Raw genomic sequence first — 21,277 nt, forward strand, 5'->3', positions numbered from 1 at the left:
CGAGGGAGGCTTCATGAGCATCGGCGACCAGGGCGAGTTCCTGATCGTCACCGGCATGTCGGGCGCGGGGCGCTCCACGGTGGCGAACGCACTCGAGGATCTCGGCTGGTACGTGGTCGACAACCTCCCGCCGCAGATGCTCCGGCCGCTCCTGGACCTCGCCAATCTCGGCGGCGCGGCGTTGCCGAGGGTGGCGGCGGTTGTGGACGTGCGGGGACGAAACCTCTTCGACGACTTCCCGGACGCCGCGCGCTCCCTTCGCGTGCACGGCTCCGTGCGCGTGCTCTTCCTCGACGCGTCCGACGACGTCCTCGTCCGCCGGTTCGAGTCGGTCCGGCGTCCGCACCCGCTGCAGGGGGACGGCACGATCCTGGACGGCATCCGCATCGAGCGGACGAGGGTGGCCCCCCTGCGCGAGGCGGCCGACATCATCATCGACACCTCGGCCCTCAACATCCATCAGCTCGCGACCAAGGTCACCGAGCTGTTCGCCGAGGAGGGGGCAGCGCGCCACCGTCTGACGATCATGAGCTTCGGCTTCAAATACGGCCTGCCCTCCGACGCTGACCTCGTCGCGGACATGCGCTTCCTGCCGAATCCGTTCTGGATCGAGGAGCTGCGCGACTCGAACGGGCAGGACGCGCCCGTCAGCGAGTACGTCCTCTCGCGCGACGGCGCGCAGGAGTTCCTCGACGCCTACGTCCAGGCGCTCGGGCCGGTGCTGGCCGGGTACCAGCGCGAGAACAAGAGCCATTCGACGGTCGCCATCGGATGCACCGGCGGCCGCCACAGATCGGTCGCCATGGCGGAGGAGCTGGCCCGGCGGCTCGCCTCGACGCCGGGGGTCGCGATCACCGTGCGGCACCGCGATCTCGGCCGGGAGTGAGGTCGCCGCGATGCATGCGCAGGACCGGAGACGAGTAGGCTAGTCCTTCGCGTCGCGATCCGGCGCCCCTAAGCGAAGGAGTCCCGTGACACTCACCACCGACGTCAAGGCAGAGCTGGTCGGCATCCGCAACGCACCCCCCACGGTGCGCGTCGCGGAGGTGACGGCGGTGCTGAGGTTCGCCGGTGGCCTGCACTCGATCGCGAACCGTGTGGCGGTCGAGGCAGAGGTGGATGCGGAACTGCTCGCTCGTCGCGTCGCCAGGGATCTCGCCGAGATCTTCGGCGTCCGGCCCGAGATCGCACAGGTCCAGGGGGCCTCGGGCGTCGACGGCGCCCGCTACGCCGTTCGGGTGATCTCGGCGGGGGAGACGCTGGCGCGACAGACCGGTCTGCTGGACCAGCGTCGTCGCCCGGTCCGCGGACTGCCGAACCGTCTGACGACGGGCTCCCGTGAGGAACTGTCCGGGCTCTGGCGGGGCGCGTTCCTCGCTGCGGGCTCGCTCAGCGAACCGGGACGCTCTGCCGTCCTCGAGGTGATCTGCCCGTCGTCCGAGGCGGCGATGGCGCTGGTCGGCGCCGCGCATCGGCTCGGCATCGCCGCGAAGGCCCGCGAGGTCCGCGGGATGCCCCGTGTCGTCGTGCGAGAGGGGGAGGCGATTCGCTCGCTCCTGAGCCTCATGGGCGCGGAGAAGACCGCGGCAGCCTGGGAGGAGATGCGGCAGCGTCGCGAGGTGCGTGCCGGGGTCAACCGTCTCGTGAACTTCGACGATGCGAACCTCCGCCGCTCCGCACAGGCCGCCGTCGCCGCGTGCGCTCGCGTCGAGCGCGCGCTGGAGATCCTCGGCGAGGACGTTCCCGACCACCTCCGCATGGCGGGCGAGCTCCGTCTCGCGCACCGGGATGCGAGCCTCGACGAGCTCGGCCATCACGCCGATCCGCCCCTCACGAAGGACGCTGTGGCAGGGCGCATCCGTCGCCTGCTGGCGATGGCGGACAAGCGGGCGACGGTCGACGGCGTCCCCGGCACGGAGTCCGCGGTGCCCGCAGGCATCGACGTCTGAGCCCGGTGCTCCGATCGTCCTCGTCGGGAAGGATCCCTGACGCCGGCGTGTTCTCGTCACTAGGATGGGAACGTCCGCCTCACGTCGCAGTTCGGTGGCGAGAGGGACCGGCAAGCGCCGCGCGCGCGGCGCGGATTGGATGAATTCGACATGGCGCAGTACACGCTCCCCGACCTTCCCTACGACTTCGCGGCGCTTGAGCCGCACATCAGCGGCAAGATCATGGAGCTCCACCATGACAAGCACCACGCCGCCTACGTGAACGGCGCGAACACGGCGCTGGAGCAGCTTGCCGAGGCGCGCGACAGCGGCAACCTCGCGAACGTGAACAAGCTCGAGAAGGACCTCGCGTTCAACCTCGGCGGCCACGTGAACCACTCCATCTTCTGGACGAACCTCTCCCCGAACGGCGGAGGCCAGCCCGAGGGCGAGCTGAAGGCGGCCATCGAGGAGTTCTTCGGCTCCTTCGAGAAGTTTCAGGCGCACTTCACCGCGGCTGCAGTCGGCATCCAGGGATCGGGCTGGGCAGTGCTCAGCTGGGACTCGATCGGCCAGCAGCTGATCATCCAGCAGCTGTTCGACCAGCAGGCCAACACCGCGCAGGGCACGGTCCCGATCTTCCAGCTCGACATGTGGGAGCACGCCTTCTACCTGGACTACCTCAACGTCAAGGCCGACTACGTCAAGGCCGCGTGGAACATCGCCAACTGGGAGAACGTCTCCCGGCGCCTGCAGGTGGCTCGCGAGCAGACGAACGGTCTGCTGGTACTGTCATAACCAAGACGGGCGTCCCGATGGGCGATCTGCCCGTCGGGACGCCGTCGTCCATCTCTTCTCTGAACAAAAAGCGCATCGCGCACGAGAATCAGGAGACCTGAGTGTCTGTCAAGATCGGTATCAATGGCTTCGGCCGCATCGGACGCAACTACTTCCGCGCAGCTCTCGAACAGGGCGCGGACATCGAGATCGTCGCGGTCAACGACCTCACCGACAACAAGACCCTCGCGCACCTGCTGAAGTACGACTCGGTCGGCGGCGTCCTCGCGGGGAGTGTCGGCTACGACGACGACAGCATCACCGTCGACGGCAAGCAGATCAAGGCCTTCGCGGAGCGCGACCCCGCGAACCTCCCCTGGGGCGAGCTGGGCGTCGACATCGTCATCGAGTCCACCGGCTTCTTCACCAAGGCGGAGCTGGCCCGGAAGCACATCGAGGCAGGCGCCAAGAAGGTGCTGATCTCCGCCCCCGCATCGGGGGACGACGCGACCATCGTCATGGGCGTGAACGAGGAGACCTACGACCCGGCGAACCACCACATCATCTCCAACGCGTCCTGCACCACGAACTGCCTCGCGCCGCTGGCGAAGGTGTTCAACGACGAGTTCGGCATCGTCCGCGGCTTCATGATGACCGCGCACGCCTACACCGCCGACCAGAACCTGCAGGACGGTCCTCACGGAGACCTGCGCCGTGCGCGCGCCGCGGCGATCAACATCGTCCCGGCCTCGACCGGAGCCGCCAAGGCGATCGGCCTCGTGCTCCCGGAGATCAACGGCAAGCTGAGCGGCTCGTCCTACCGTGTGCCGGTCCCGACCGGCTCGATCGTCGACCTGACGCTGATCACGGAGCGTGATGACCTCACCGTCGACGAGGTCAACGCCGCATACGCGAAGGCCGCCGCCGAAGGCCGCCTCGCCGGCTACCTCCAGTACAACGAGGACCAGATCGTCTCGAGCGACATCCAGGGCAACCCGTACTCGTCGATCTTCGACTCGACGCTCACCAACGTCTCGGGGAACCTGATCAAGGTGTCCAGCTGGTACGACAACGAGTGGGGCTACTCCAACCGTCTGGTCGACCTGACCGAGTACGTCGCCGAGCGTCTCTGAACGCCGAACGATGACCCTGCGCACCCTCGACTCCCTCGGGGAGTCGGTCGGTTCGCTCGACGGAACGCGCGTCATCGTCCGTTGTGACCTCAACGTCCCCCTCCGGGACGGGGTCATCACGGACGATGGCCGCGTTCGCGCGTCGCTGCCGACCCTGAACGCCCTCATCAACGCCGGTGCACGAGTGATCGTGTGCTCGCACCTCGGTCGCCCCGACGGCGCACCCGACCCGCAGTACAGCCTGGAGCCGGTGGCTCAGCGGCTGTCCGAGCTCCTCGGCAAGCCCGTGGCCTTCGCCCGTGACACGGTGGGCGAGTCCGCACACGAGGCGGTCGCCGCCCTGGAGGACGGCGGTGTCGTCGTCCTGGAGAACCTCCGGTTCAACCCGGGCGAGACGGCGAAGGACGAGGGGGAGCGCAAGGCATTCGCCGAGCAGCTCGCCGAGCTCGGCGACGCGATGGTGTCCGACGGCTTCGGCGTCGTGCACCGCAAACAGGCCAGCGTCTACGAGCTGGCCCAGATCCTCCCGTCGGCCGCAGGCCTGCTGATCGCCACCGAGCTGGACGTGCTGGACCGTCTCACGGAGAACCCGGAGAGGCCGTACACGGTCGTGCTCGGCGGCTCGAAGGTCTCGGACAAGCTCGGCGTGATCTCGCATCTGCTCCCACGCGTGGACCGGATCCTCGTCGGCGGCGGCATGCTCTTCACCTTCCTCGCGGCGGAAGGCCACGCGGTGGGCGCCAGCCTGCTGGAGAAGGACCAGCTCGACACGGTCCGCGGCTACATCGCCGAGGCGAAGGAGCGCGGCGTCGAGCTCGTCCTCCCGACGGACGTCGTCGTCGCCGCCTCGTTCGCCGCGGACGCGGACCACGTGGTGGTCGCGGCGGACGCGATCGAGCAGAGCCCGTTCGGCGCCTCCGGTATCGGACTCGACATCGGCCCGGAGAGCGCTGCTCGGTTCGCGGAGGCCATCCGCGGCTCGAGGACGGTGTTCTGGAACGGCCCCATGGGCGTCTTCGAGTTCCCCGCCTTCGCGGGCGGCACGAAGGCGGTCGCCGAGGCGCTCACCGAGATCGACGGGCTCGGCGTGGTCGGAGGCGGGGACTCCGCCGCCGCCGTGCGCCAGCTCGGATTCGCGGACGATCGATTCGGACACATCTCGACGGGCGGAGGCGCCAGCCTCGAGTTCCTCGAAGGCAAGAAGCTTCCCGGACTGGAGGTCCTCGGATGGGCGTGACGACCCGAACCCCGCTGATTGCGGGCAACTGGAAGATGAACCTCGATCACCTGCAGGCGGTGGCGTTCGTGCAGAAGCTGCACTGGACGCTCAAGGACGCCAAGCACGAGGACGGCACGGTCGAGGTGGCGGTCTTCCCGCCGTTCACCGATCTGCGCAGCGTCCAGACGCTGATCGACGCCGACAAGATCCCGTTCGCCCTCGGCGCGCAGGACCTCTCGGCGCACGACTCGGGCGCCTACACGGGCGAGGTCTCCGGCGCGTTCCTGGCGAAGCTCGACTCCCGGTACGTGATCATCGGGCACTCCGAGCGTCGCGAGTACCACGCCGAGACGGATGAGGTCGTGGCGGCCAAGGTCGCCGCCGCCCTCAAGCACTCGCTGGTTCCGGTGATCTGCGTCGGCGAGACCTCCGAGGACCTGGAGAAGTTCGGCGCGAGCGCCGTCCCCGCCGGTCAGCTCGAGGCGGCGCTGCGCGGCGTCTCCGCGAAGGCGGACATCGTCGTCGCCTACGAGCCGGTCTGGGCGATCGGCTCGGGTCAGGCGGCGACGCCGCAGCAGGCGCAGGACGTCTGCGCCGCGCTGCGCGGGGTCGTGGCGACCTCGCTCGGTGAGGACGCCGCCGCCCGCACCCGGATCCTCTACGGCGGATCGGTGAAGGCGGCGAACATCGCGTCCTTCATGCGCGAGCCGGACGTGGACGGCGCGCTCGTCGGCGGGGCGAGCCTGGTCGTCGACGAGTTCGCCTCGATCATCCGTTTCCAGAAGCACGTCGGGGTGTGACCCCGGGGCATCGATGCCCGGCGACGTATAATCGATCCTTACGCGGGCTTCGAGCCCGAGCGAAAGGCAATCCGTGGATATTCTCCAGTTCGTCCTGCAGGTTCTGCTGGGCATCACCAGCGTGCTGCTGACGCTGCTCATCCTGCTCCACAAGGGTCGTGGCGGCGGTCTGTCCGACATGTTCGGCGGCGGCATGACCTCCGCGGTCGGCTCGTCCGGCCTCGCGGAGCGCAACCTGAACCGCTTCACGATCGTCCTCTCCCTGGTGTGGTTCATCTCCATCGTCGCGCTCGGGCTCATCACGAAGTTCGAGGTGCTTTGATGGCTTCAGGCGGAAACGCGATCCGCGGTACCCGAGTCGGATCGGGCCCGATGGGCGAGCAGGACCACGGCTACCATGCGGATCGCATCGCGGTGTCGTACTGGGACGGCCTGGGCAACGAGACGGTCCGGTACTTCGCGGCCGGGCTGCCGGAGGAGGAGATCCCCGAGGTCATCGACCACCCCCACTCGGGTCTTCCCGCGGGCAGGGACCGGGAGAACCCACCGGCGATCGCCAAGGCAGAGCCCTACAAGACGCACCTCGCCTACGTGAAGGAGCGGCGAACCGACGAAGAGGCCGAGCAGCTTCTCGAGGACGCGCTCCAGCAGCTCCGCGAGCGTCGGGGGCAGTAGAGCACGACAGCCGTTCACGAAGGGGACCCGCCACGGCGGGTCCCCTTCGTCGTTTCGTCCGGAAGGACCGTTCAGCGGCAGGTCGCCGCGGTGTCGATGACGGCCTGCGGCGGATAGCCGTACAGCCAGACGCCGTTGGCGTCGGCCGTCTCTCCGTGGCTGATCGCCCAGGCGGTGGCCCAGGTCTCGTTGGCGGCCCGGTCCTCCCAGTCGAAGAGCGCCCAGCATTTCGCCGAGATGGCGTGCCCGACCTCGTGGGTGACCAGTGCGCGAGCGCTGTCCTCGGGCCAGAACTCCGCAACCGAATCGGAGAGGGTGATCGTCGCGAACCCTCCTGATCCGGTGCCGCTGTTCCAGGAGGTCAGACCGCCGATCGAGTCCGCTCCGCCATAGCCGTTGACGAGGGGAGCCCAGTCGAAGTCGAGCAGGATGCCACCGGCGATCGAGCGCGCATATGCCTCGACCTCCAGTCGTACGGACTGAAGGGGGCCGGCCTTCTCGGCGAGCTCGGCGTCGTTCGACGCCCGCACTTGTGCTGCCGACGCCTCGAACGCGCTGTACGCGTTGACGGCTGACTTGTTCATCGCGCCCGCGGAGGACTCCAGCGCGGTCCCGGCCTCCCGGAGGGCGAGCAGGTCGCCGGTTCGGGCCGACGGGAACTGCTGCTCCAGGGCCGGGACGAGCGATGCCGCCGATCGCAGCGTCGCGGAGCCGGCGGCGACGAGGGCGGCGGAGGCATCGTCCAGTCTGTCGTGCGCCGCGGCCAGCGTCCCTCGACGTTCCTCCATCGCTGCGGCATCGGTGCGGAGCCGGTCGCTCTCCGCGTGGAGGTCCCAGGCGAAGAGCGGCTTCACCCCGGCCTCCGGCACGGGCGAGGTCGCATCCGCAGTGGACGCGGATGCGGCCTCGTCCACGAGCGCGGAGGCGGCGCCCACCGCGGTGACATCCTCGGCGCGGATGATGCTCCCGCTGCTGGCGGCGATGATCTCGTCGGCCGCGCGCGCAGATGCGGTCGCCTCCTCCGCGCTGCGGCGGAGCTCGTCGGAGGCCGTGCGGTCCTCCGCGGCGATCTCCTCGAAGGCGGCTCGGGCCTGGTCGTACCCGGTGCTCGCCGTCACCTGGACGATTCCGGCCGCGACGACCGCGATCAGGAGACCGGCCGAGAGGAGCACCCAGGAGCGTGCGCGGCGGGACGGGCGTCGGCGCGGACGCGATCCGATGGACGCGGGTCCGTGCTCGATGTCCGAGAACCGCGGAGGAAGCCCATGTCCGCCGGGCTCGGACCTGTGCGGGGAGAGCCGCGGGTCGGTCATCCTGGGGCTCCGATCGCGTGTGTCGTCGTCCGTGACCTGCTCGTCCGCAGGGTGCGGAGCAGGTGTTCGATCGCCAGCCTAAACGTGATGGCGCAGGAGCCAGGTCGCAGCAGTGTTCGAGATCCTGTCGACATTCAGATTGCGACAGATTGAATCAAAAGTGCGACATCTTCGTTTCCGGTGAGAATCGTCCCTCGCGAAGATCATCGTGTCCGGTCACGTGACCGGCGATTCACAGCGTGATCCCGACCCGACGGGACCTGAGTGATGTGGAGATCGAGGAATGAGCGACATCATCGTACGTGAGAGTCAGCCGAAGGACGTCAGTCGTCGGACGATCGTGAAGAGCGCGGCATGGGCGGTTCCCGTGGTCGCTGCGGCGTCGGCGATGCCGATGGCCGCGGCCTCGACGCCGGCCTGTCCGTCCTGTATCAAGGCGGGCCTGCCTGTCGTCGGCGGCATCATCGGCGGCCTCTGGACGCTGCAGGCGGCAGTGGCCGGCAACCGGGGGATCATCGGCATGCCGAACATGTTCGGCCTCGATGCGACCGGCTGCGGCATCGACTTCCAGAACATCTTCCAGCCCGCCTTCACCTTCGTGATCACCCAGGCGACGCTGACGATGTCGGACAACCGCACCTACAACTCCACCGTGGGGCTGGGAGTCGGCGGCGGTAACATCTCCACCGTCGGCGCGTTCCCGGCGGGCTTCGTGTTCAACAACGTCCTGCTGCCCAGCGGTGGTTCGATCGGCGGCATCCCGCCCTACCCGGTGGCGCCGCGCACGCTGACCGTCACGGTCCGCACCACGCTCCAGTACGGCATCGGGCTGAGCATCGAATGCCCGATGACCTTGACCTGGAACCTCAACGGGGTCGCGACAGGACTCGTCCTCCTTGGCACCGGAAGCGTGAACTTCTCCGGGACCGCCACCGTCTGATCCCACGATGCGGGTCGTCCTCCCCACGGCGTGCCCGGTCGTCTCCCCGAAGGCCTCCGTCCTCTCCACGAGGACGGAGGCCTTCTTCTCTGTCATGTCGCCGGAACCGATTCGAGGAGGCGCCGCCCCGCGTGTGCGATGAAGGCCGCGAACTCGTCGGGGTCTTCGACTCGGAAGGCGATTCCGGAGAGGAACTGCGGTGACTTCTGGCGGTTCGGCCAGATAGCCGGCTAGAAGTAGGTACCGCCGATCCGTCTCCCGTTATAGGTTCGAATCACGTCTCGGAAGGAGAAATGCCATGTCCGTCACAGCAACTGCCGGGTACATCATCGTGGCGATCTGTGCGGCGGGTGCACTGCTGCTCGGCCTCGTCGTGGCTCCGCTCATGGCTCCAGGCAACACGGTCGCCATGGTCGTTCCGCTCGCCATCGCCGTCTTCCTCGGTTGGCAGGCGGTGCAGATGCGTGCCAAGCATCAGCGCCAGGGTCAGCGTCCTGAGCATCAGTGACAGCTGCTCCAGCTCGCGCAGCCTGGCTGCATTCTCGCGTGCCTTCGTGCTGGGCGACCGATCCGGGTCTCGCGAACTCAAGAACTTGAGTTTCTTGAAACCTCATGGAGGGGGTGACGGGAATCGAACCCGCGCAATCAGTTTGGAAGACCGTGGTCACGGTGATGCATACTGTTGCATGATGTGTCAAATGGGCTGATGGGATGGCGTTTCTTGTCGCACCTTGTCGCATCCTGTTGCAGAGAATGGGTGCCAAATAAGGTGCACTAGATCCCGTACGCGGCAGCGAGCTGGTCGGTGGCCCTCTTCTTCGCATCGAGCATCGGATGCACGTACGTGTCATACGTGAACGACGTCTTCTTGTGCCCGAGGATCCCGGCGACCACCGCAACGTCCATGCCCATGTCGATCATCACCGACGCGGCCGTGTGCCTGCCGATGTACCGACGCTCCGCCGGCAAGCCGACGGCGGCGAGCAGCGCGATCCAGGCGCGGCGGTCAACGGTCGAGTCGATCGGCCGACCATCGTCCAGCGTAAACAGCAACGAGGTCGGCCGGCCCTCGTACTCCCACTCCACGTACTTCTCCCCGAACGCGATCCGGTTCTCCATCTGGTGCTGGCGAGCGCGGTCGATCAGGTCGAAGAGGGCAGGGGGCGCGGGAATGTCTCGACGGCCGGCGCTCGTCTTCGTGTACGGCAGGAGGAGCATCCCCTTTCCGGGGACACGCATGAGCTGCTGGCGAACCTGGATGACGCCGCTGGCTCGGTCGGCATGCACGGCTTCTAGTCCGAGCACTTCGGCGGGCCGCATGCCGTAGACCAGATCGAGATACCATCGTGCGGCGTCTGGGACTTGCATGGCAGCTTCAAGGACGCGGCGGGCGTCTTCCCTGCTGAGGGTCTGCATCTGGGGCTTCTCCGTGCGCGCGAGGACCACGGCAAGGGCAACGTTCCGAGCGACCCGGCGGCGCTTCACAGCGACGTTCAGCGCAGCGCGGATGTTGGCGTGAACGTTCCGGACGTGGTTTCCCGAGAGCGGCTTGCGAGTGATCTTGCCCTTCGCGTCGCGGCCCGGCCGGGAGAGAGCGCCCGCCGACATGGCGCCGTAGAGGTCTTCGAGATCCTCGGGTTCGAGGTCGCCGAGCTTGATGTGCCCGAGCATCGGGGTCACGTAACGCTCGATGTTGCGTTCGTAGTTGTACCGGGTCTTCGGAGTCAAGTCAGCGGCGCCGACCCAGTGTCGCATCCACGCGCCCAGCGTGACCTCCTTGCCGCGAGGTAGCGTGCCATCATCGCGCTGATTGAGGCGGGTGCGCAGCATAGCGGCGGCGGTCGATTTGTTGACGTCCGGGAAGTAGAAATACTTCCTCTTCCCTTTGACTGTGACATACGCGCGGTATCCATCTCGATATTCATAGACGGATCCTTCGCCTTTAGCGCCGCGACTCATCGTTCCGAGAGCTTGTCAATTCGAACAGAGAAGTTCTCATCCTGAATCGTAACCGTGCACCCGACAGAAATATGCAGATTTGCGCCAAATGAATTCTCGGATGAGACGCTGCCCGTTACAATGAAGGGGCTTCGGCTGCTCGCCGACTCAAGGGAGAATTTGGCAGTGTCAGGTGCCTTTAGTCGTTCCTTGACCTTGTCTTCGCAATAGATAATTGCTTCGTGCTTGTTGGGCGACCCGTCGCCGCGATAGATGTTGCTGGCCACCGACCATATGAGCACTCCGACCAGACTGATGCCAACGACCGTCCCGATGATGGTCCGCGCTCTGGTCGAGCTGGGCGTTATCGCAGGAGTGGGGTGTGGTTCCGGCTCCGCGGTTCCTTGAGGCTCTGTAGCCTTCCGCGAACGGAAGTAGACAACCCAGAGTATGACCGCCAGCACCAAACTGACGGCGCCCGGGATGGGGGCTGGGAAGGCGAAGATCGCCGCAGTAGCGGTGAGGCCAATTGCCCAAAGTAGAACAGGATAGGATCCTTTGGTCATTGTTAAGCCACTCCACTTCTGTGTCGCCATTGTCCGGCGCCCATCCTGGCGGAAACGTATGTCACATCGCCATGTCTCTGGAGAAGGCGCTGGAAGCCCTCGACAAGTTCGATCGTCACGCCGAGTTCGAATGCGAGGGCGGCAGCATGTACGCCGCGCCGTTCTTCTGCGGCGGCATAGCGCTCCGGTGTGATCAGGTAGAGCGCCGCCCACTCATCAGCGCGGCGCTCTTGCTTGGCGCGTGCTGGACCGTAAGGGGTGTAGGTGTCCCCGAAGACTGCGTGTGCGATCTCGTGGGTGAGCACGCTGATTGTCACTCGATCAGACTGATCGGGATTGAGGCGGATCGTGCGAGAGCCCTCGTGGAAGCCGCCGCGCTTTGCCCGCTTGCGCCAGACGACGCTCAGGCCAAGATCCTCCGCGACGGAGATGAGATGAGTAAGCATGGCGCTCCTATTCGTCGTAGAGGTCGTCAGTGTCGGCGGAGTGGTCGATCTCGGATTCGAAGGCCACCTCTCGCTCATCATCGTCAAGGGCACGGACATTTCGGCGAGAGTCGAGGTGTGTGACCGTAGCTTCCTCCACCGCTTCCGACATTGGGCGGTCGAAGAGGTCGTGAGCCCCGGGGATGTCAAGCCGTCGAGCGATCTCTAGGACTAGCTGCTGCTCGGTCGCGCCTCTGAGCGTCGCTTCGATGCTGGGCAGCGTTGCCTCCGTGGCGGTGACCAGCCCGTTGGCTACGAGCGCCGGGAGGACTGGAGCGCCGTACTCACGGGCGATAGCCACGACGACCTCGAAGCTGAGGGAGCCGAGGTCTCGGATCTGGCGACTGATGATCGAGTCGCTCAGGCCGGCTCGTCGGGCGATCTCGCGGTAAGAGTCGCCGCCGCAGGTTGCGCGGAGCCAACTGTGCAAGGCCTCGGTGGTTGTGGGCATGGCTCAATGATGACGCACTGGTGGGTTGATTGCAACCCAATTGCGTCGCCGCGTTGACAGCCTGGGTTGCCGATGACATGGTTGAGGCATGAACAACGCAACCGAGATGAAGGCAACACCCGGGCTGCTGAAGAGGGTGCAAGAACAGGCTGGCATCCAGAGCGATCCGGCCTTTGCTCGCCTGCTGAATGTCAGCCCTGTCGAGCTGGAGGGCATGCGCCGAGGCGACGAGGTCTCGATCCGTGGCCTGGTGGGCATCGCGGCGGCGTTCGGCACGCCACTCCGGGAGATCGTCACGATGGTCGGTTCGAAGGGGATTGCGGCGTGAGTGTGGTCGTGCGTCTCTTCACGATCCCTGATGCGGGAGGTGTGCTCGGGAGGTCTCGGGACACGGTGTACCGGATGGTCGCCGCTGGGGAGCTTCGGGCCGTGAGGATCCGCCGGGGCTCGAAGTCCTTCATGCGGATCCGTGAGGACGACCTACAGGCCTACATCGACTCGCTGGAGGCGGTCGAGTAGCTCTCATTCTCCCGACTTAGGGCGGGGCATCTCTCGGACAGAGATGGGAGCACGACCCGGACGAGGCCCGCAGGGGCGGGTTCCGGAAGTCACCGAACTTTTGACAACTCCACAGAGGAACAGAGATCCGACCGGCTGAGAGCAAGGCTCTGCCGAGTCCATCGAAGAGGCGATGCACGCGGGCGATGATCCCGCGCACCCTGCCGGCCGTCGTGCTGGCGTAGCCGCTCGCCTCGTCTTCCGGCTCCGGTAATCCGTGTGCTGGTCGGATCGGTCGCCTCGGGGGCGTATGGGCGCCCTGTCTGCGGACGGGAACAGGTTCGATTCCTGCCCGGGGTACGCATGCACATCCATTCACACATGTTCTAGGGAGGCGTGGCTGTGTCCACGATTTCAGCGCCGATGGTGGCGCGCATCAATGATCAGGCCCCGGCTCCGGCCGTGGGGGAGTACGAGCGGGAGGCGACTGCCAGGGCGGCGGCGCAGGCGGGGATGTCGGTGGCGGCGTGGATCGCTCACACCGACCGGCTGGAGGCGGCGGCGAGAGCGCATCGGGTCGCTGATCGGCTCATGCGGGAGACGCCGCAGTACAGGGGAGAGGACGCAGCGTGAGCGAGTTCGTCGACAGCAAGGGGGACATCCGAATCGCGGAGGAATCGGGGGAGGTTCGCCTGTACTCGGCACGCGGCGCGGGGGGCAACATGCTGGAGGGTATGCCGTGGCTCTGCGGCGGGGAGGTGTCCGCGCTGGGCGAGTGGTTCCAGAAGCGGCGGGACGAGGAGTTGGGGCGGTGGCGGTGGCCGGAGGATCCGGACTTCGTCGTCTACCCGTTGATCAGCAGTCGGGGGGCTGTCCGCGTCTTGCAGGAGAGCATCGGGAATGGCCGGATGTTCGTGCCCGCGGCTGTCCCCGATCAGAGCCGCGCCGGTAGGGCGGCGGACGCGTACTTCGCGGCTCACCCGACGTGGAAGCCGTGGCATGACGCGAAGCCGGGCGAGTTCTGGTCCGTGCACTACCACGGCGCGGTCGAGGTGTGCCGAGTCGATGGCGCCTGGTTCGTCGGCGTCGTCATGAGCGTGCGGATGGCGATCGATGACCGCAGGATCACGGTGGCGCATCGGATGGTCCCGGAGGTCGCGTCGTGAGCGCGTCGCTGGTCGAGCGGGCGCGGGCGTTCGCGGTGATCGCGGACTATCTTCCGAACGCGAAGCAGCGGGAGATCGCGGAGGCGCTCGGGGAGAGGATCCTCAGTGAGCTGAAGCCGCCGTCCGGAGCCCCGTCCGGGGCGGGGCTGTTCGCTGACCCGCCGGTTGTGGACCTGTCTCCGCATACCGAGGTGGCGTCGTTCCTGGTGGACAAGGGGCTTCAGGGGGCGGAGCTGGTGAAGGCCACGGGGAAGCTGACATCGTTCCTCGCCGGTCCCGACTTCGCCCATCTGACGAAGCAGGCCCGGATGCAAACGTGGTGGGCTGCGCGGCACGACCGGGAGGCGGGGACGTGATCCTCCTGATCCTGAGCTTCGCGATCTTCGCGGGCGCGCTGGTCGAGTACACCGCGCCGGGAGTCATCCATTTCGAGGCGATCGTCTGGGTCGGCCTCATCCTGATCTGCCTGTGGTGGGCAGCAGACCGAAAGGAAAAGCATGCCGATCGCGCTCGTGTCGTCTGACGACGAGGAGAACTGGAAGCGTGCCCGCGCGGATGGGGGGCGGCGGGTCACGGCGACGGATGCCGCCCGCCTCGTCGGTGCCGGGATCGATACGTGGCGGACGATCCACCGCGAGAAGACGACGGAGGCCAAGTTCCTGGGGAACGCGGCCACCGAGCGGGGGCATCGCCTTGAACCTGTCGTGCAGGCGTGGGTGGAGGCGCACCTGGGGATCCCGCCCGCGAACATGCTCTACATCCACAGCGAGTGGAAGCAGCACGGGGCGACCCCGGATTGTGCTCTGGAGGACGAGGGGGAGTGGTCGATCGCGGAGATCAAGACCACCACGGAGGACTGGTCTCACGGAGTCCCGAAGCGCATCGTCCGTCAGATCCTCTGGCAGGCGCATGTGATGAGCGCCGGATACGCGGTGCTGGTCTGGTGGCGGGTCGATGATGCGGGGCAGCCGCTCACGCTGAATCCGTCCATCGTGGAGATCCCGATCGACGCGGACGAGATCGGCGCGCTGATCGCGGGCGCTGACGCCTACCTCGCATGGGTCGAAGCCGGATGCCCGGAGTACGACGAGGAGTCGGATCTGCCGGTGGATATCGTGCAGGCCATCGCCGACATGAACCGGGGGGCGGCAGCGGAGAAGCGGATCCGGGCGTGGCTCGATGACCACGGCCCTGTCAAGAAGACACTCCCTGTCGGGAGCATCGCCTACGTGGTGAGCGAAGGCGACGAGTTCGACAAGGCCGGGTTCCTGAAGGCTAACCCGGATGCGGCCGCGGTGATCGCCAAGGCAGCGCAACTCCTGAAGGACGCCGGCCCCGCGTACCGCAAGCCGAAGGTCAGCACACGGCTGACGATCACCCCACCGAAGGAGGAGGCCGCGTGAACGGTCTGAGCCAGCTCGTAGATGAGATCACAACGGCGCCGCCCGTGCCGCCGAACCGTGCGGTGCGCCGTCAGGTGGAGCAGGCGCGCAAGCGCGAAGCCCGCCGAGTCCGCCGCTGGCGTGCGCGGGTCGAGAAGGCGATGGGCCAGTACGAGAAGGGAATCACAGCGTGAGCAAAACACCTCAGCCCGAAGCGCACCGCGGGAACATCTTCCTGCGTGAGCCAGTCCTGAACCGGCCCCCGCGACGCCTCATCCCGGAGCGTCGCGGACAGGAGTTCACGCCGCACGGGACGGACAGCGTCGGGGTGATCATCTCCGACCCGAAACGGAACCGCCGGTCGGTCGAGTTCTTCTACCGGCACGACCCGGACACGGTCCACTCGATGCGTGCGGACGAATTCAACGACCGTTTCGCGTATCTCATCGAGAAGCGCCGGGATCGTCTCCCGCCGAAGATCCGCTGGATCTCGGACGGGATGGGCCGCGCGGCAGAGGCCATGCGGGGCCTGGCGGAGTCGGCCAGGAAGGCGGCAGCATGACGGACGAGTATCAGTCGATCCCGGTCGCGGACGCCCGCGCCGCGGTGCAGGCGTCCGGCGAGTTGGTCGCGTTCAAGGGGCCGGAGTTCTGGCAGGGCTCCAGAGACACGTTCGACCCGTGGTTGCCGATGTTCTCCCCGACCGAGGAGAAGCCGCACCCGGAGTTCGCTCGGGTGATCATCGCCCGCAGGGAGCAGGAGCCCCGAGAGGTCGTGATCTCCTGGGACGAGTACGCGGCAGAGCTGGAGCTGGACGACCCGGAGTGGCTGGAGAAGCGACGGCAGAAGCCGATGGCGATCTTCGGTGCGGAGGTGGAACGCCATGCGTACCGGGTTGTCTTCGCGGACGTGCTCGCCGCGGCGTTCCCGCCCGCCCGCGTCGCCCCTCGGCGGTGCACGGAGGCGGAGCCTCGTGCCGCGGTGGCGGAAGTGGTGCCGGAGCCGGAGCCGGAGCGTGACTGGTTCGCTGAGGTGAAGGCCGCGGATGTCGGGACGCTGAACGGGCTGTATGACGAGGCCCGGGAGGCGGGCGCTCTGGTGAAGGTGGAGGGGCTCCAGGTGGCGTTCTCGGATCGCCTGCTGGAGCTGACGGTCCCACCGAAGCCGAAGCCGGCCGCGCTCCCGTCGAAGCCGGTTGAGCCTCGCCCGTCGGGGCAGCGGCGACGGCGGGGTAAGCGGTGACGGTGATCGCCGCGACGGGTGAAGTGGTGGAGGTGCGGCCGGTCTCTGAGGACTGGGCGCACCTCCGCGCTCGCGCGGAGCGGATGCGGGATGTCCCTACGGAGACGCCCGCGGAGATCGATGCCGCGCTCCGCCATCTGGAGCAGCTCGGATTCCAGCTCGCGGATCTCCTCCTCCGTGCGAATGAAGAGCGGTACGCGGCGGAGGTCGCGCACTCGAAGCGGAAGAACGCCGCGCTGGCGAAGCACGGCCGCACGGAGCGGATCGTGACCGTCGCCCGGGCGCTGGCAGAGCAGGACGCGGAGACCGAGCTGACCGACTGGCTGGCGAAGAAGGCGATCTGCCATCACATCGAGGACATCAAGGATGCCCTGGCGCGGAAGCACTTCGGGCTTATGAACACGAACAAGGGCATCCAGGGGATGGCCGGGCTCAACCATCGGAGGACGCCGTGAGGATCTTCATCGCTGGCCGAGATGGGATCAGGGTCGGGATGCATCGCAATGCGGGAAGGGCGGTGCTGGTCGTCGGGGACACGGTCGCCACACGGCCGGTCGAGGCCGACGTGCAACGCGCGATCGAGCGCGCTACCGAGGCGGCTCAGTTGAGCCTTGTCGTGGCGCTGCGCCCGTTCGGCCTGCACCCGCACGATATCGCGATGCCCGCGTTCGAACGGGTCATCTACAGGGACGAAACGCCGATCTTCTGCGCGGTGCTCCGCGCACGACAGGCGGCAGGAATGGGGCAGCAGTGAAGACGAGAGAGCAGAAGCGGGCCGAGGCGGTCCGCCGGCAGGAGTTCCACGACGCCCTGCCGGGGTACGACAAGCTCGCGAAGATCGCCGAACGTCCGGGGAAGTCGGAGCGCGAGAGGGCACGGATCCTCGGGGCGGTGGCGGAGTGGGCTTCTCGGAACTCGGTTTCACCACGGTAGGAGACGCGGACCTGAGCGAGCCCAACTACTCGTTCGATCTGATCGGGGCGTGGAAGGACGCGGACGGAGCAATCTATCTCGGCACTGATTCGGGATGCTCCTGCCCGACGCCCTGGGAGTACTACAACGAACTGTCCGACTTCACCGGCCCACTGACGAAGGAGCAGGCGGTCGAAGAGGCAACGGCGCTCTGGGCTGAGGCGGGCCGCTACTGCCCCGAGGACTTCGCCACGTTCACGCAGCAAATCCGGGACTGCTGACGAAGCCGCTCCGCCTGACCGGGCGCGCGCTCACTGATCGAAACCGTCTGATCGATGGTCGGGAGATGCAGGCGTGCGCCCGGTGTGGTGTGCAGATCTGGGACAACGGATCCCGGCATCACCGCAAGCTCCGCTCCCGTGGGGGCGGCGACGAAGTTTCGAACGGCGTCCTGCTCTGCGGATCGGGGACGACCGGATGCCACGGCTGGGCGCACGCGCACCCGGCCGAGGCGACACGGCTCGGGTTCATAGTCCCGGGCTATGCGGACCCTGCGGCGTGGCCGATCCTCCATGCCCTGTATGGCTGGGTGCTGCTCGATGACGTGGGGAAGGCGGAGCCTACGCCCCCACCTGAATGAGGGGGCCAGGGGCAATGGCGACCATCTTCATACGGGCGGTCGAGGAGTATCGGCTGCTCCGAGACGAGTACGAAGTGGTGCTGATCGCCGCGTATGAGCGTGCCGTCGAAGCCACGCGCGGGGCGATGGTGAATCGGCGTGGGCGGGCGGCGGGGATCTCGGACTGGGATCTCTTCACGCACAACGGGAGCTATGCCCGCGCCTACGCCTCAGAGGAGCTGATCGAGCATTGGGCGCAGTACCCGCGGCCCACGTTCTCAGCGTTCGAGCGACAGATGGTCGCGTGACCTTGGAAGGAGGGCGCCGTGCGCCAGACGACAACGATCTATGCCGTGTTCTGGCCGGAGCACGGCGTCCTCAAGGTGGGGCGTACGCGCTCCGCCCGCCGGTATCGGGAGATGTGCGCGACGGGCGGGGAGGTCGTGCTGCTGATGCGTGACCGTCATGAGGTCGAGGAGACCGCGGCGCTGGCTGAGCTGGACGCGGAGTTCTTCCCGGCGTTCGAGTCCGAGGACTCCTCGACCCACATCCTGCCCCGCGGCCGGGGCTTCACCGAGTGTTTCCGTGTCGCTCGTGACGAGCTGATGCGGGCGCTGAAGACGATCTACCGGGGCATTGCCCGATGGGAGCACCTGCATGGCGATAACGCGGCAGAGGTCGGTGACGCCCGACGCATTCCTGAACCCGCGCCTGCTGACGCTGTCGCCGGAGGCCCGGTTGACGGAGGTCGGCCTGCGGTTGTACGCGGACAACTTCGGTCGGGAGGTCGCGATCTCCCGACTGCTGGCGGCGGCGATCTTCCCCCTCAGTCGGGAGATGCGCGACGAGGACATGGATCGGATCCTGCTGGAGCTGGATCAGGCCGAGTGCATCGAGGTCTACGACGTCGCTGGGGTCACGTACTACCAGATGTCGGATTGGCCGGCGGTGCAGCATCCAGGCCCGAAGTCCCGCCATCCGGACCCGCCCGCCGAGTCTCACGAGCCTTTCATGAAGGGCTCACGAGAGTCTCATGGCGAGGGAGAGGGAGAGAGGGAGAGAGCGTGGGAGGGAGAGAGCGTGGGAGGGAGAGGTCTTCACGACCAAGATCAAGAACCGCCGTCCCCGTTCTGCCCAAGCCACCGGGCTAGTGGTGGAACGGACGACCCCTGCCGAAGGTGCGGGAGGGCGCGACTGCAACGCAAAGTCTGGGATCGCGAGCAGATACAGAAGGTCCGATTCGAGAGCGCCGCATGAGCCGGACGGAGTACACGTACCGGGCTGGTGATGTTGAGGCCCGTCTGATCCTCCCTGATGAGCTGCAACCGCCGACGTCGTTCGTCGCGGTGCGGCACGCGGATGGCGCCCGCGGGACGTTCTCGCTCGCCTCGGCTCGTGCTGTGCGTGCTCCAGCGAAGAGGAAGCCGCGTCAGGCGTCACCGCTGGCGAAGATCACCGCGGATTGGGCGCCCCCTGCTGACGAGATTGAGCGTGCCCGTGCTGCCGCCCCGTCGGTGGGCATCGAGTACGAGACGGCTCAGTTTGTGGACTGGGCGCTGTCGAAGGGGGAGGCGCGGGCGGACTGGCCGGCGGCATGGCGGAGATGGATCCGCCGGACGCACAAGGCGAATGTCGAGAAGGGCTGGAAACCCACGGTCCGGCGGGATGAGGATCCGCGGGCTCGCTGGTGCCGTGAGCACGGCGTGACGGTCGAGCAGTACGAGGCGAGGAAGGGGGATGCGGAGTGGTTGAGCCTGATCGAGCGGCGGGGAGTCGTGGCGTGATGTGGGATCGGGATGCGGAGCGGGCCGCGCTCGGCGCCGCGATGGGCGGTCCCGCCCATGCCTGGGAAGTGCTGGACGTGGCACCGCCGGGTGATTTCTACGACCCGCCGCATGAGCAGATCGCGACCGCGATTCACCGGCTCGCCGTCCGCGGTGCGGGCACGGACGCGATCCTCGTTGATGACGAGCTTCGATCGATGGGCTCCCGGCTGCCGCACGGCGAAGGCTACGTCTTCGAGCTGACCTCAGCCGCGTCCAGCCCTACCCTCGGTGGGCACTATGCGCGGATCGTCGCGGACCTCGCGGCCCGCCGCCGCCTGGACGCCGCCGCCGACCGGGTGAAGCAGATCGCCGGCGACGGGACGACCGACCCGGAGGAAGCGATCGAGGAGGCTCGGGGCGAGCTGGATCGGATCGTCTCCGCGAAGACTCAGCGCGTGGTCCGCGTCGGCGACGAGTTCGGAGACATGCTCGCCGCGCTCGCGGAGAAGCCCCGGCTTGTGCTCACACCGTGGACGGCAGTCAATCGGCTGATCGGTGGCTTCCGCCCCGGATGCGTCTACGTCGTCGGCGCGAGGCCCGGGGCGGGGAAAACGGCGATGGCGATGAACGCGGCCGTGGGCCTGTCGAGGACGGGCCTCGTTGGGTTCCTGTCGCTGGAGATGTCCCGGATAGAGCTGATGAAGAGGATCGCGGCGCAGCTCGGCCGCATCCACATGCAGGCGCTGATGAACAATGCGTTGACGGAGGACGACTGGGATCGTGCTCGGGACGCGGATCGGATGGCCGCGAAGCTCGATCTGGCGCTGAGCGATGATGCGTCGATGAGTCCGGCGCAGATCCGCGGGTGGGTTCGCTCCCTCGCCCATGAGGGGGAGCTGGCGGGCCTCGTCGTGGACTACGTGCAGCTCATCCAGTCGGCGGATCCCTCGAAGGATCGCCGGTTGGTCGTGGGTGAGTTCTCCCGGGCGATGAAGCTCATCGCGAAGGAGTTTCAGATCCCGGTGCTCGTGCTCTCGCAACTCAACCGCAAGTCCGAGGAGCGGATGGACAAGAAGCCGGCGCTGAGTGATCTCCGCGAGTCCGGGGATCTGGAGCAGGACGCAGACGTGGTGCTGTTGCTCTCGCGTGACGACCGGGACGACTCCCGTCGCGGCGAGGTCGATGTGCAGATCGCGAAGAACAGACACGGCTCCACGGGTGAGGTCTCTCTTGCCTGGTTGGGGCACTACTCGCTGATGGAAGACCTCGGCGGCGGATGGGAGCCAGGCGCATGATGGATCGTGAGCTGTTGATAGAGAAGGCCGCGAAGGCGATGCTGATGGTCACGCAGGTTGGCGTGAACGAGGGGTATGCGTGGTCGGCCCAGTACGACGAGGTCCGAGAGGAGCTGATCGTGCAGGCTCGTGCTGCTCTAGCCGTGTTCGAGGAGGCGCACACCCCGAGCAA

Annotated in this window: 32 protein-coding genes; 27 read left to right on the plus strand and 5 right to left on the minus strand. The window is 67.2% G+C overall.

Going from position 1 to position 21,277, the window contains the following annotated elements; translation table 11 throughout:
* Nucleotides 1-13: 13 nt before the first annotated feature.
* The 8 genes from rapZ (at nt 14) to J2Y69_RS12245 (ending at nt 6,532) form a co-directional block, all read left to right on the plus strand.
* On the plus strand, nt 14-886 hold the full coding sequence (gene rapZ, locus J2Y69_RS12210) for an RNase adapter RapZ (RefSeq protein WP_310021094.1): 873 nt from the start codon (nt 14-16) through the stop codon (nt 884-886).
* Between the two features lie 85 nt (nt 887-971).
* Nucleotides 972-1,949 (plus strand): DNA-binding protein WhiA, encoded by a 978-nt coding sequence (gene whiA / locus J2Y69_RS12215; RefSeq protein ID WP_310021095.1) that lies wholly within the window; start codon nt 972-974, stop codon nt 1,947-1,949.
* A 150-nt stretch (nt 1,950-2,099) separates the two neighbouring features.
* A complete protein-coding gene (locus J2Y69_RS12220; RefSeq protein ID WP_310021097.1) occupies nt 2,100-2,726 on the plus strand; it encodes a superoxide dismutase in 627 nt (208 codons plus the stop codon).
* Nucleotides 2,727-2,827: 101 nt separating this feature from the next.
* A complete protein-coding gene (gap, locus tag J2Y69_RS12225) occupies nt 2,828-3,838 on the plus strand; it encodes a type I glyceraldehyde-3-phosphate dehydrogenase (RefSeq protein WP_310021099.1) in 1,011 nt (336 codons plus the stop codon).
* 10 nt (nt 3,839-3,848) lie between these two features.
* Nucleotides 3,849-5,075 carry a phosphoglycerate kinase gene (locus tag J2Y69_RS12230; protein ID WP_310021100.1) on the plus strand — a complete coding sequence of 409 codons (1,227 nt, stop codon included), beginning with the start codon at nt 3,849-3,851 and terminating at the stop codon, nt 5,073-5,075.
* Nucleotides 5,066-5,857, plus strand: a complete 792-nt coding sequence (tpiA, locus tag J2Y69_RS12235; RefSeq protein WP_310021102.1) for a triose-phosphate isomerase — start codon at nt 5,066-5,068, stop codon at nt 5,855-5,857. Before J2Y69_RS12230 ends, tpiA begins: the two co-directional genes overlap by 10 nt.
* Before the next feature lie 73 nt (nt 5,858-5,930).
* Complete coding sequence (gene secG / locus J2Y69_RS12240) at nt 5,931-6,179, plus strand: preprotein translocase subunit SecG (protein WP_310021104.1); 249 nt, start codon at nt 5,931-5,933, stop codon at nt 6,177-6,179.
* On the plus strand, nt 6,179-6,532 hold the full coding sequence (locus tag J2Y69_RS12245; protein ID WP_310021106.1) for an RNA polymerase-binding protein RbpA: 354 nt from the start codon (nt 6,179-6,181) through the stop codon (nt 6,530-6,532). The genes secG and J2Y69_RS12245 overlap by 1 nt, the downstream gene beginning before the upstream one ends.
* Before the next feature lie 71 nt (nt 6,533-6,603).
* On the opposite strand, the gene J2Y69_RS12250 is transcribed toward J2Y69_RS12245, so the two are convergent.
* Nucleotides 6,604-7,845 (minus strand): hypothetical protein, encoded by a 1,242-nt coding sequence (locus tag J2Y69_RS12250; protein WP_310021107.1) that lies wholly within the window; start codon nt 7,843-7,845, stop codon nt 6,604-6,606.
* Nucleotides 7,846-8,128: 283 nt separating this feature from the next.
* Here J2Y69_RS12250 and J2Y69_RS12255 point away from each other — a divergent pair, with 283 nt between their 5' ends.
* Both J2Y69_RS12255 and J2Y69_RS12260 read left to right on the plus strand, forming a co-directional pair.
* Entirely contained in the window at nt 8,129-8,785 is a 657-nt protein-coding gene (locus tag J2Y69_RS12255) for a hypothetical protein (RefSeq protein WP_310021109.1), read from the plus strand.
* 298 nt (nt 8,786-9,083) lie between these two features.
* Complete coding sequence (locus tag J2Y69_RS12260) at nt 9,084-9,293, plus strand: hypothetical protein (RefSeq protein WP_310021110.1); 210 nt, start codon at nt 9,084-9,086, stop codon at nt 9,291-9,293.
* 266 nt (nt 9,294-9,559) lie between these two features.
* On the opposite strand, the gene J2Y69_RS12265 is transcribed toward J2Y69_RS12260, so the two are convergent.
* Genes J2Y69_RS12265 through J2Y69_RS12280 form a run of 4 tightly spaced genes read right to left on the minus strand, consistent with a single transcriptional unit; the run spans nt 9,560 to nt 12,225 of the window.
* Nucleotides 9,560-10,744, minus strand: a complete 1,185-nt coding sequence (locus J2Y69_RS12265; RefSeq protein WP_310021111.1) for a tyrosine-type recombinase/integrase — start codon at nt 10,742-10,744, stop codon at nt 9,560-9,562.
* Nucleotides 10,741-11,289: a hypothetical protein gene (locus tag J2Y69_RS12270; RefSeq protein ID WP_310021112.1), complete on the minus strand. Its 549-nt coding sequence runs from the start codon at nt 11,287-11,289 to the stop codon at nt 10,741-10,743. Before J2Y69_RS12270 ends, J2Y69_RS12265 begins: the two co-directional genes overlap by 4 nt.
* A 2-nt stretch (nt 11,290-11,291) precedes the next feature.
* Nucleotides 11,292-11,735 carry an ImmA/IrrE family metallo-endopeptidase gene (locus tag J2Y69_RS12275; protein ID WP_310021113.1) on the minus strand — a complete coding sequence of 148 codons (444 nt, stop codon included), beginning with the start codon at nt 11,733-11,735 and terminating at the stop codon, nt 11,292-11,294.
* Between the two features lie 7 nt (nt 11,736-11,742).
* On the minus strand, nt 11,743-12,225 hold the full coding sequence (locus J2Y69_RS12280) for a helix-turn-helix domain-containing protein (protein ID WP_310021114.1): 483 nt from the start codon (nt 12,223-12,225) through the stop codon (nt 11,743-11,745).
* An 88-nt stretch (nt 12,226-12,313) separates the two neighbouring features.
* Here J2Y69_RS12280 and J2Y69_RS12285 point away from each other — a divergent pair, with 88 nt between their 5' ends.
* The 17 genes from J2Y69_RS12285 (at nt 12,314) to J2Y69_RS12365 (ending at nt 21,105) form a co-directional block, all read left to right on the plus strand.
* A complete protein-coding gene (locus tag J2Y69_RS12285) occupies nt 12,314-12,553 on the plus strand; it encodes a hypothetical protein (protein WP_310021116.1) in 240 nt (79 codons plus the stop codon).
* Entirely contained in the window at nt 12,550-12,744 is a 195-nt protein-coding gene (locus tag J2Y69_RS12290) for a helix-turn-helix domain-containing protein (protein WP_310021118.1), read from the plus strand. The genes J2Y69_RS12285 and J2Y69_RS12290 overlap by 4 nt, the downstream gene beginning before the upstream one ends.
* A gap of 381 nt (nt 12,745-13,125) precedes the next feature.
* Complete coding sequence (locus tag J2Y69_RS12295; RefSeq protein ID WP_310021120.1) at nt 13,126-13,356, plus strand: hypothetical protein; 231 nt, start codon at nt 13,126-13,128, stop codon at nt 13,354-13,356.
* The gene (locus J2Y69_RS12300) at nt 13,353-13,889 is read left to right on the plus strand and encodes a hypothetical protein (RefSeq protein ID WP_310021122.1); all 537 of its coding nucleotides are present in this window, start codon (nt 13,353-13,355) and stop codon (nt 13,887-13,889) included. The genes J2Y69_RS12295 and J2Y69_RS12300 overlap by 4 nt, the downstream gene beginning before the upstream one ends.
* Entirely contained in the window at nt 13,886-14,245 is a 360-nt protein-coding gene (locus tag J2Y69_RS12305; RefSeq protein WP_310021124.1) for a hypothetical protein, read from the plus strand. The genes J2Y69_RS12300 and J2Y69_RS12305 overlap by 4 nt, the downstream gene beginning before the upstream one ends.
* Nucleotides 14,242-14,412, plus strand: coding sequence for a hypothetical protein (locus tag J2Y69_RS12310; RefSeq protein WP_310021126.1), 171 nt, complete (start codon nt 14,242-14,244; stop codon nt 14,410-14,412). Before J2Y69_RS12305 ends, J2Y69_RS12310 begins: the two co-directional genes overlap by 4 nt.
* Complete coding sequence (locus tag J2Y69_RS12315; protein WP_310021128.1) at nt 14,387-15,292, plus strand: YqaJ viral recombinase family protein; 906 nt, start codon at nt 14,387-14,389, stop codon at nt 15,290-15,292. Before J2Y69_RS12310 ends, J2Y69_RS12315 begins: the two co-directional genes overlap by 26 nt.
* A complete protein-coding gene (locus J2Y69_RS12320; protein ID WP_310021130.1) occupies nt 15,289-15,465 on the plus strand; it encodes a hypothetical protein in 177 nt (58 codons plus the stop codon). The genes J2Y69_RS12315 and J2Y69_RS12320 overlap by 4 nt, the downstream gene beginning before the upstream one ends.
* Nucleotides 15,462-15,833, plus strand: a complete 372-nt coding sequence (locus J2Y69_RS12325) for a hypothetical protein (RefSeq protein ID WP_310021132.1) — start codon at nt 15,462-15,464, stop codon at nt 15,831-15,833. Before J2Y69_RS12320 ends, J2Y69_RS12325 begins: the two co-directional genes overlap by 4 nt.
* The gene (locus tag J2Y69_RS12330; protein WP_310021134.1) at nt 15,830-16,513 is read left to right on the plus strand and encodes a hypothetical protein; all 684 of its coding nucleotides are present in this window, start codon (nt 15,830-15,832) and stop codon (nt 16,511-16,513) included. The genes J2Y69_RS12325 and J2Y69_RS12330 overlap by 4 nt, the downstream gene beginning before the upstream one ends.
* Nucleotides 16,510-16,968, plus strand: coding sequence for a hypothetical protein (locus J2Y69_RS12335; RefSeq protein ID WP_310021137.1), 459 nt, complete (start codon nt 16,510-16,512; stop codon nt 16,966-16,968). The genes J2Y69_RS12330 and J2Y69_RS12335 overlap by 4 nt, the downstream gene beginning before the upstream one ends.
* Nucleotides 16,965-17,267 carry a hypothetical protein gene (locus tag J2Y69_RS12340; RefSeq protein WP_310021139.1) on the plus strand — a complete coding sequence of 101 codons (303 nt, stop codon included), beginning with the start codon at nt 16,965-16,967 and terminating at the stop codon, nt 17,265-17,267. Before J2Y69_RS12335 ends, J2Y69_RS12340 begins: the two co-directional genes overlap by 4 nt.
* A 145-nt stretch (nt 17,268-17,412) precedes the next feature.
* On the plus strand, nt 17,413-17,706 hold the full coding sequence (locus J2Y69_RS12345; RefSeq protein ID WP_310021141.1) for a DUF7574 domain-containing protein: 294 nt from the start codon (nt 17,413-17,415) through the stop codon (nt 17,704-17,706).
* Nucleotides 17,707-18,079: 373 nt separating this feature from the next.
* On the plus strand, nt 18,080-18,352 hold the full coding sequence (locus tag J2Y69_RS12350; RefSeq protein ID WP_310021143.1) for a hypothetical protein: 273 nt from the start codon (nt 18,080-18,082) through the stop codon (nt 18,350-18,352).
* Between the two features lie 349 nt (nt 18,353-18,701).
* Nucleotides 18,702-19,301 (plus strand): hypothetical protein, encoded by a 600-nt coding sequence (locus J2Y69_RS12355; protein WP_310021145.1) that lies wholly within the window; start codon nt 18,702-18,704, stop codon nt 19,299-19,301.
* Entirely contained in the window at nt 19,298-19,828 is a 531-nt protein-coding gene (locus J2Y69_RS12360) for a hypothetical protein (RefSeq protein WP_310021148.1), read from the plus strand. The genes J2Y69_RS12355 and J2Y69_RS12360 overlap by 4 nt, the downstream gene beginning before the upstream one ends.
* Nucleotides 19,828-21,105 carry a replicative DNA helicase gene (locus J2Y69_RS12365; protein ID WP_310021158.1) on the plus strand — a complete coding sequence of 426 codons (1,278 nt, stop codon included), beginning with the start codon at nt 19,828-19,830 and terminating at the stop codon, nt 21,103-21,105. Before J2Y69_RS12360 ends, J2Y69_RS12365 begins: the two co-directional genes overlap by 1 nt.
* The last annotated feature ends 172 nt before the right edge of the window (nt 21,106-21,277 follow it).

The sequence above is a fragment of the Microbacterium resistens genome (genome assembly GCF_031456305.1).
Classification (GTDB): Bacteria; Actinomycetota; Actinomycetes; order Actinomycetales; family Microbacteriaceae; genus Microbacterium; species Microbacterium resistens_A.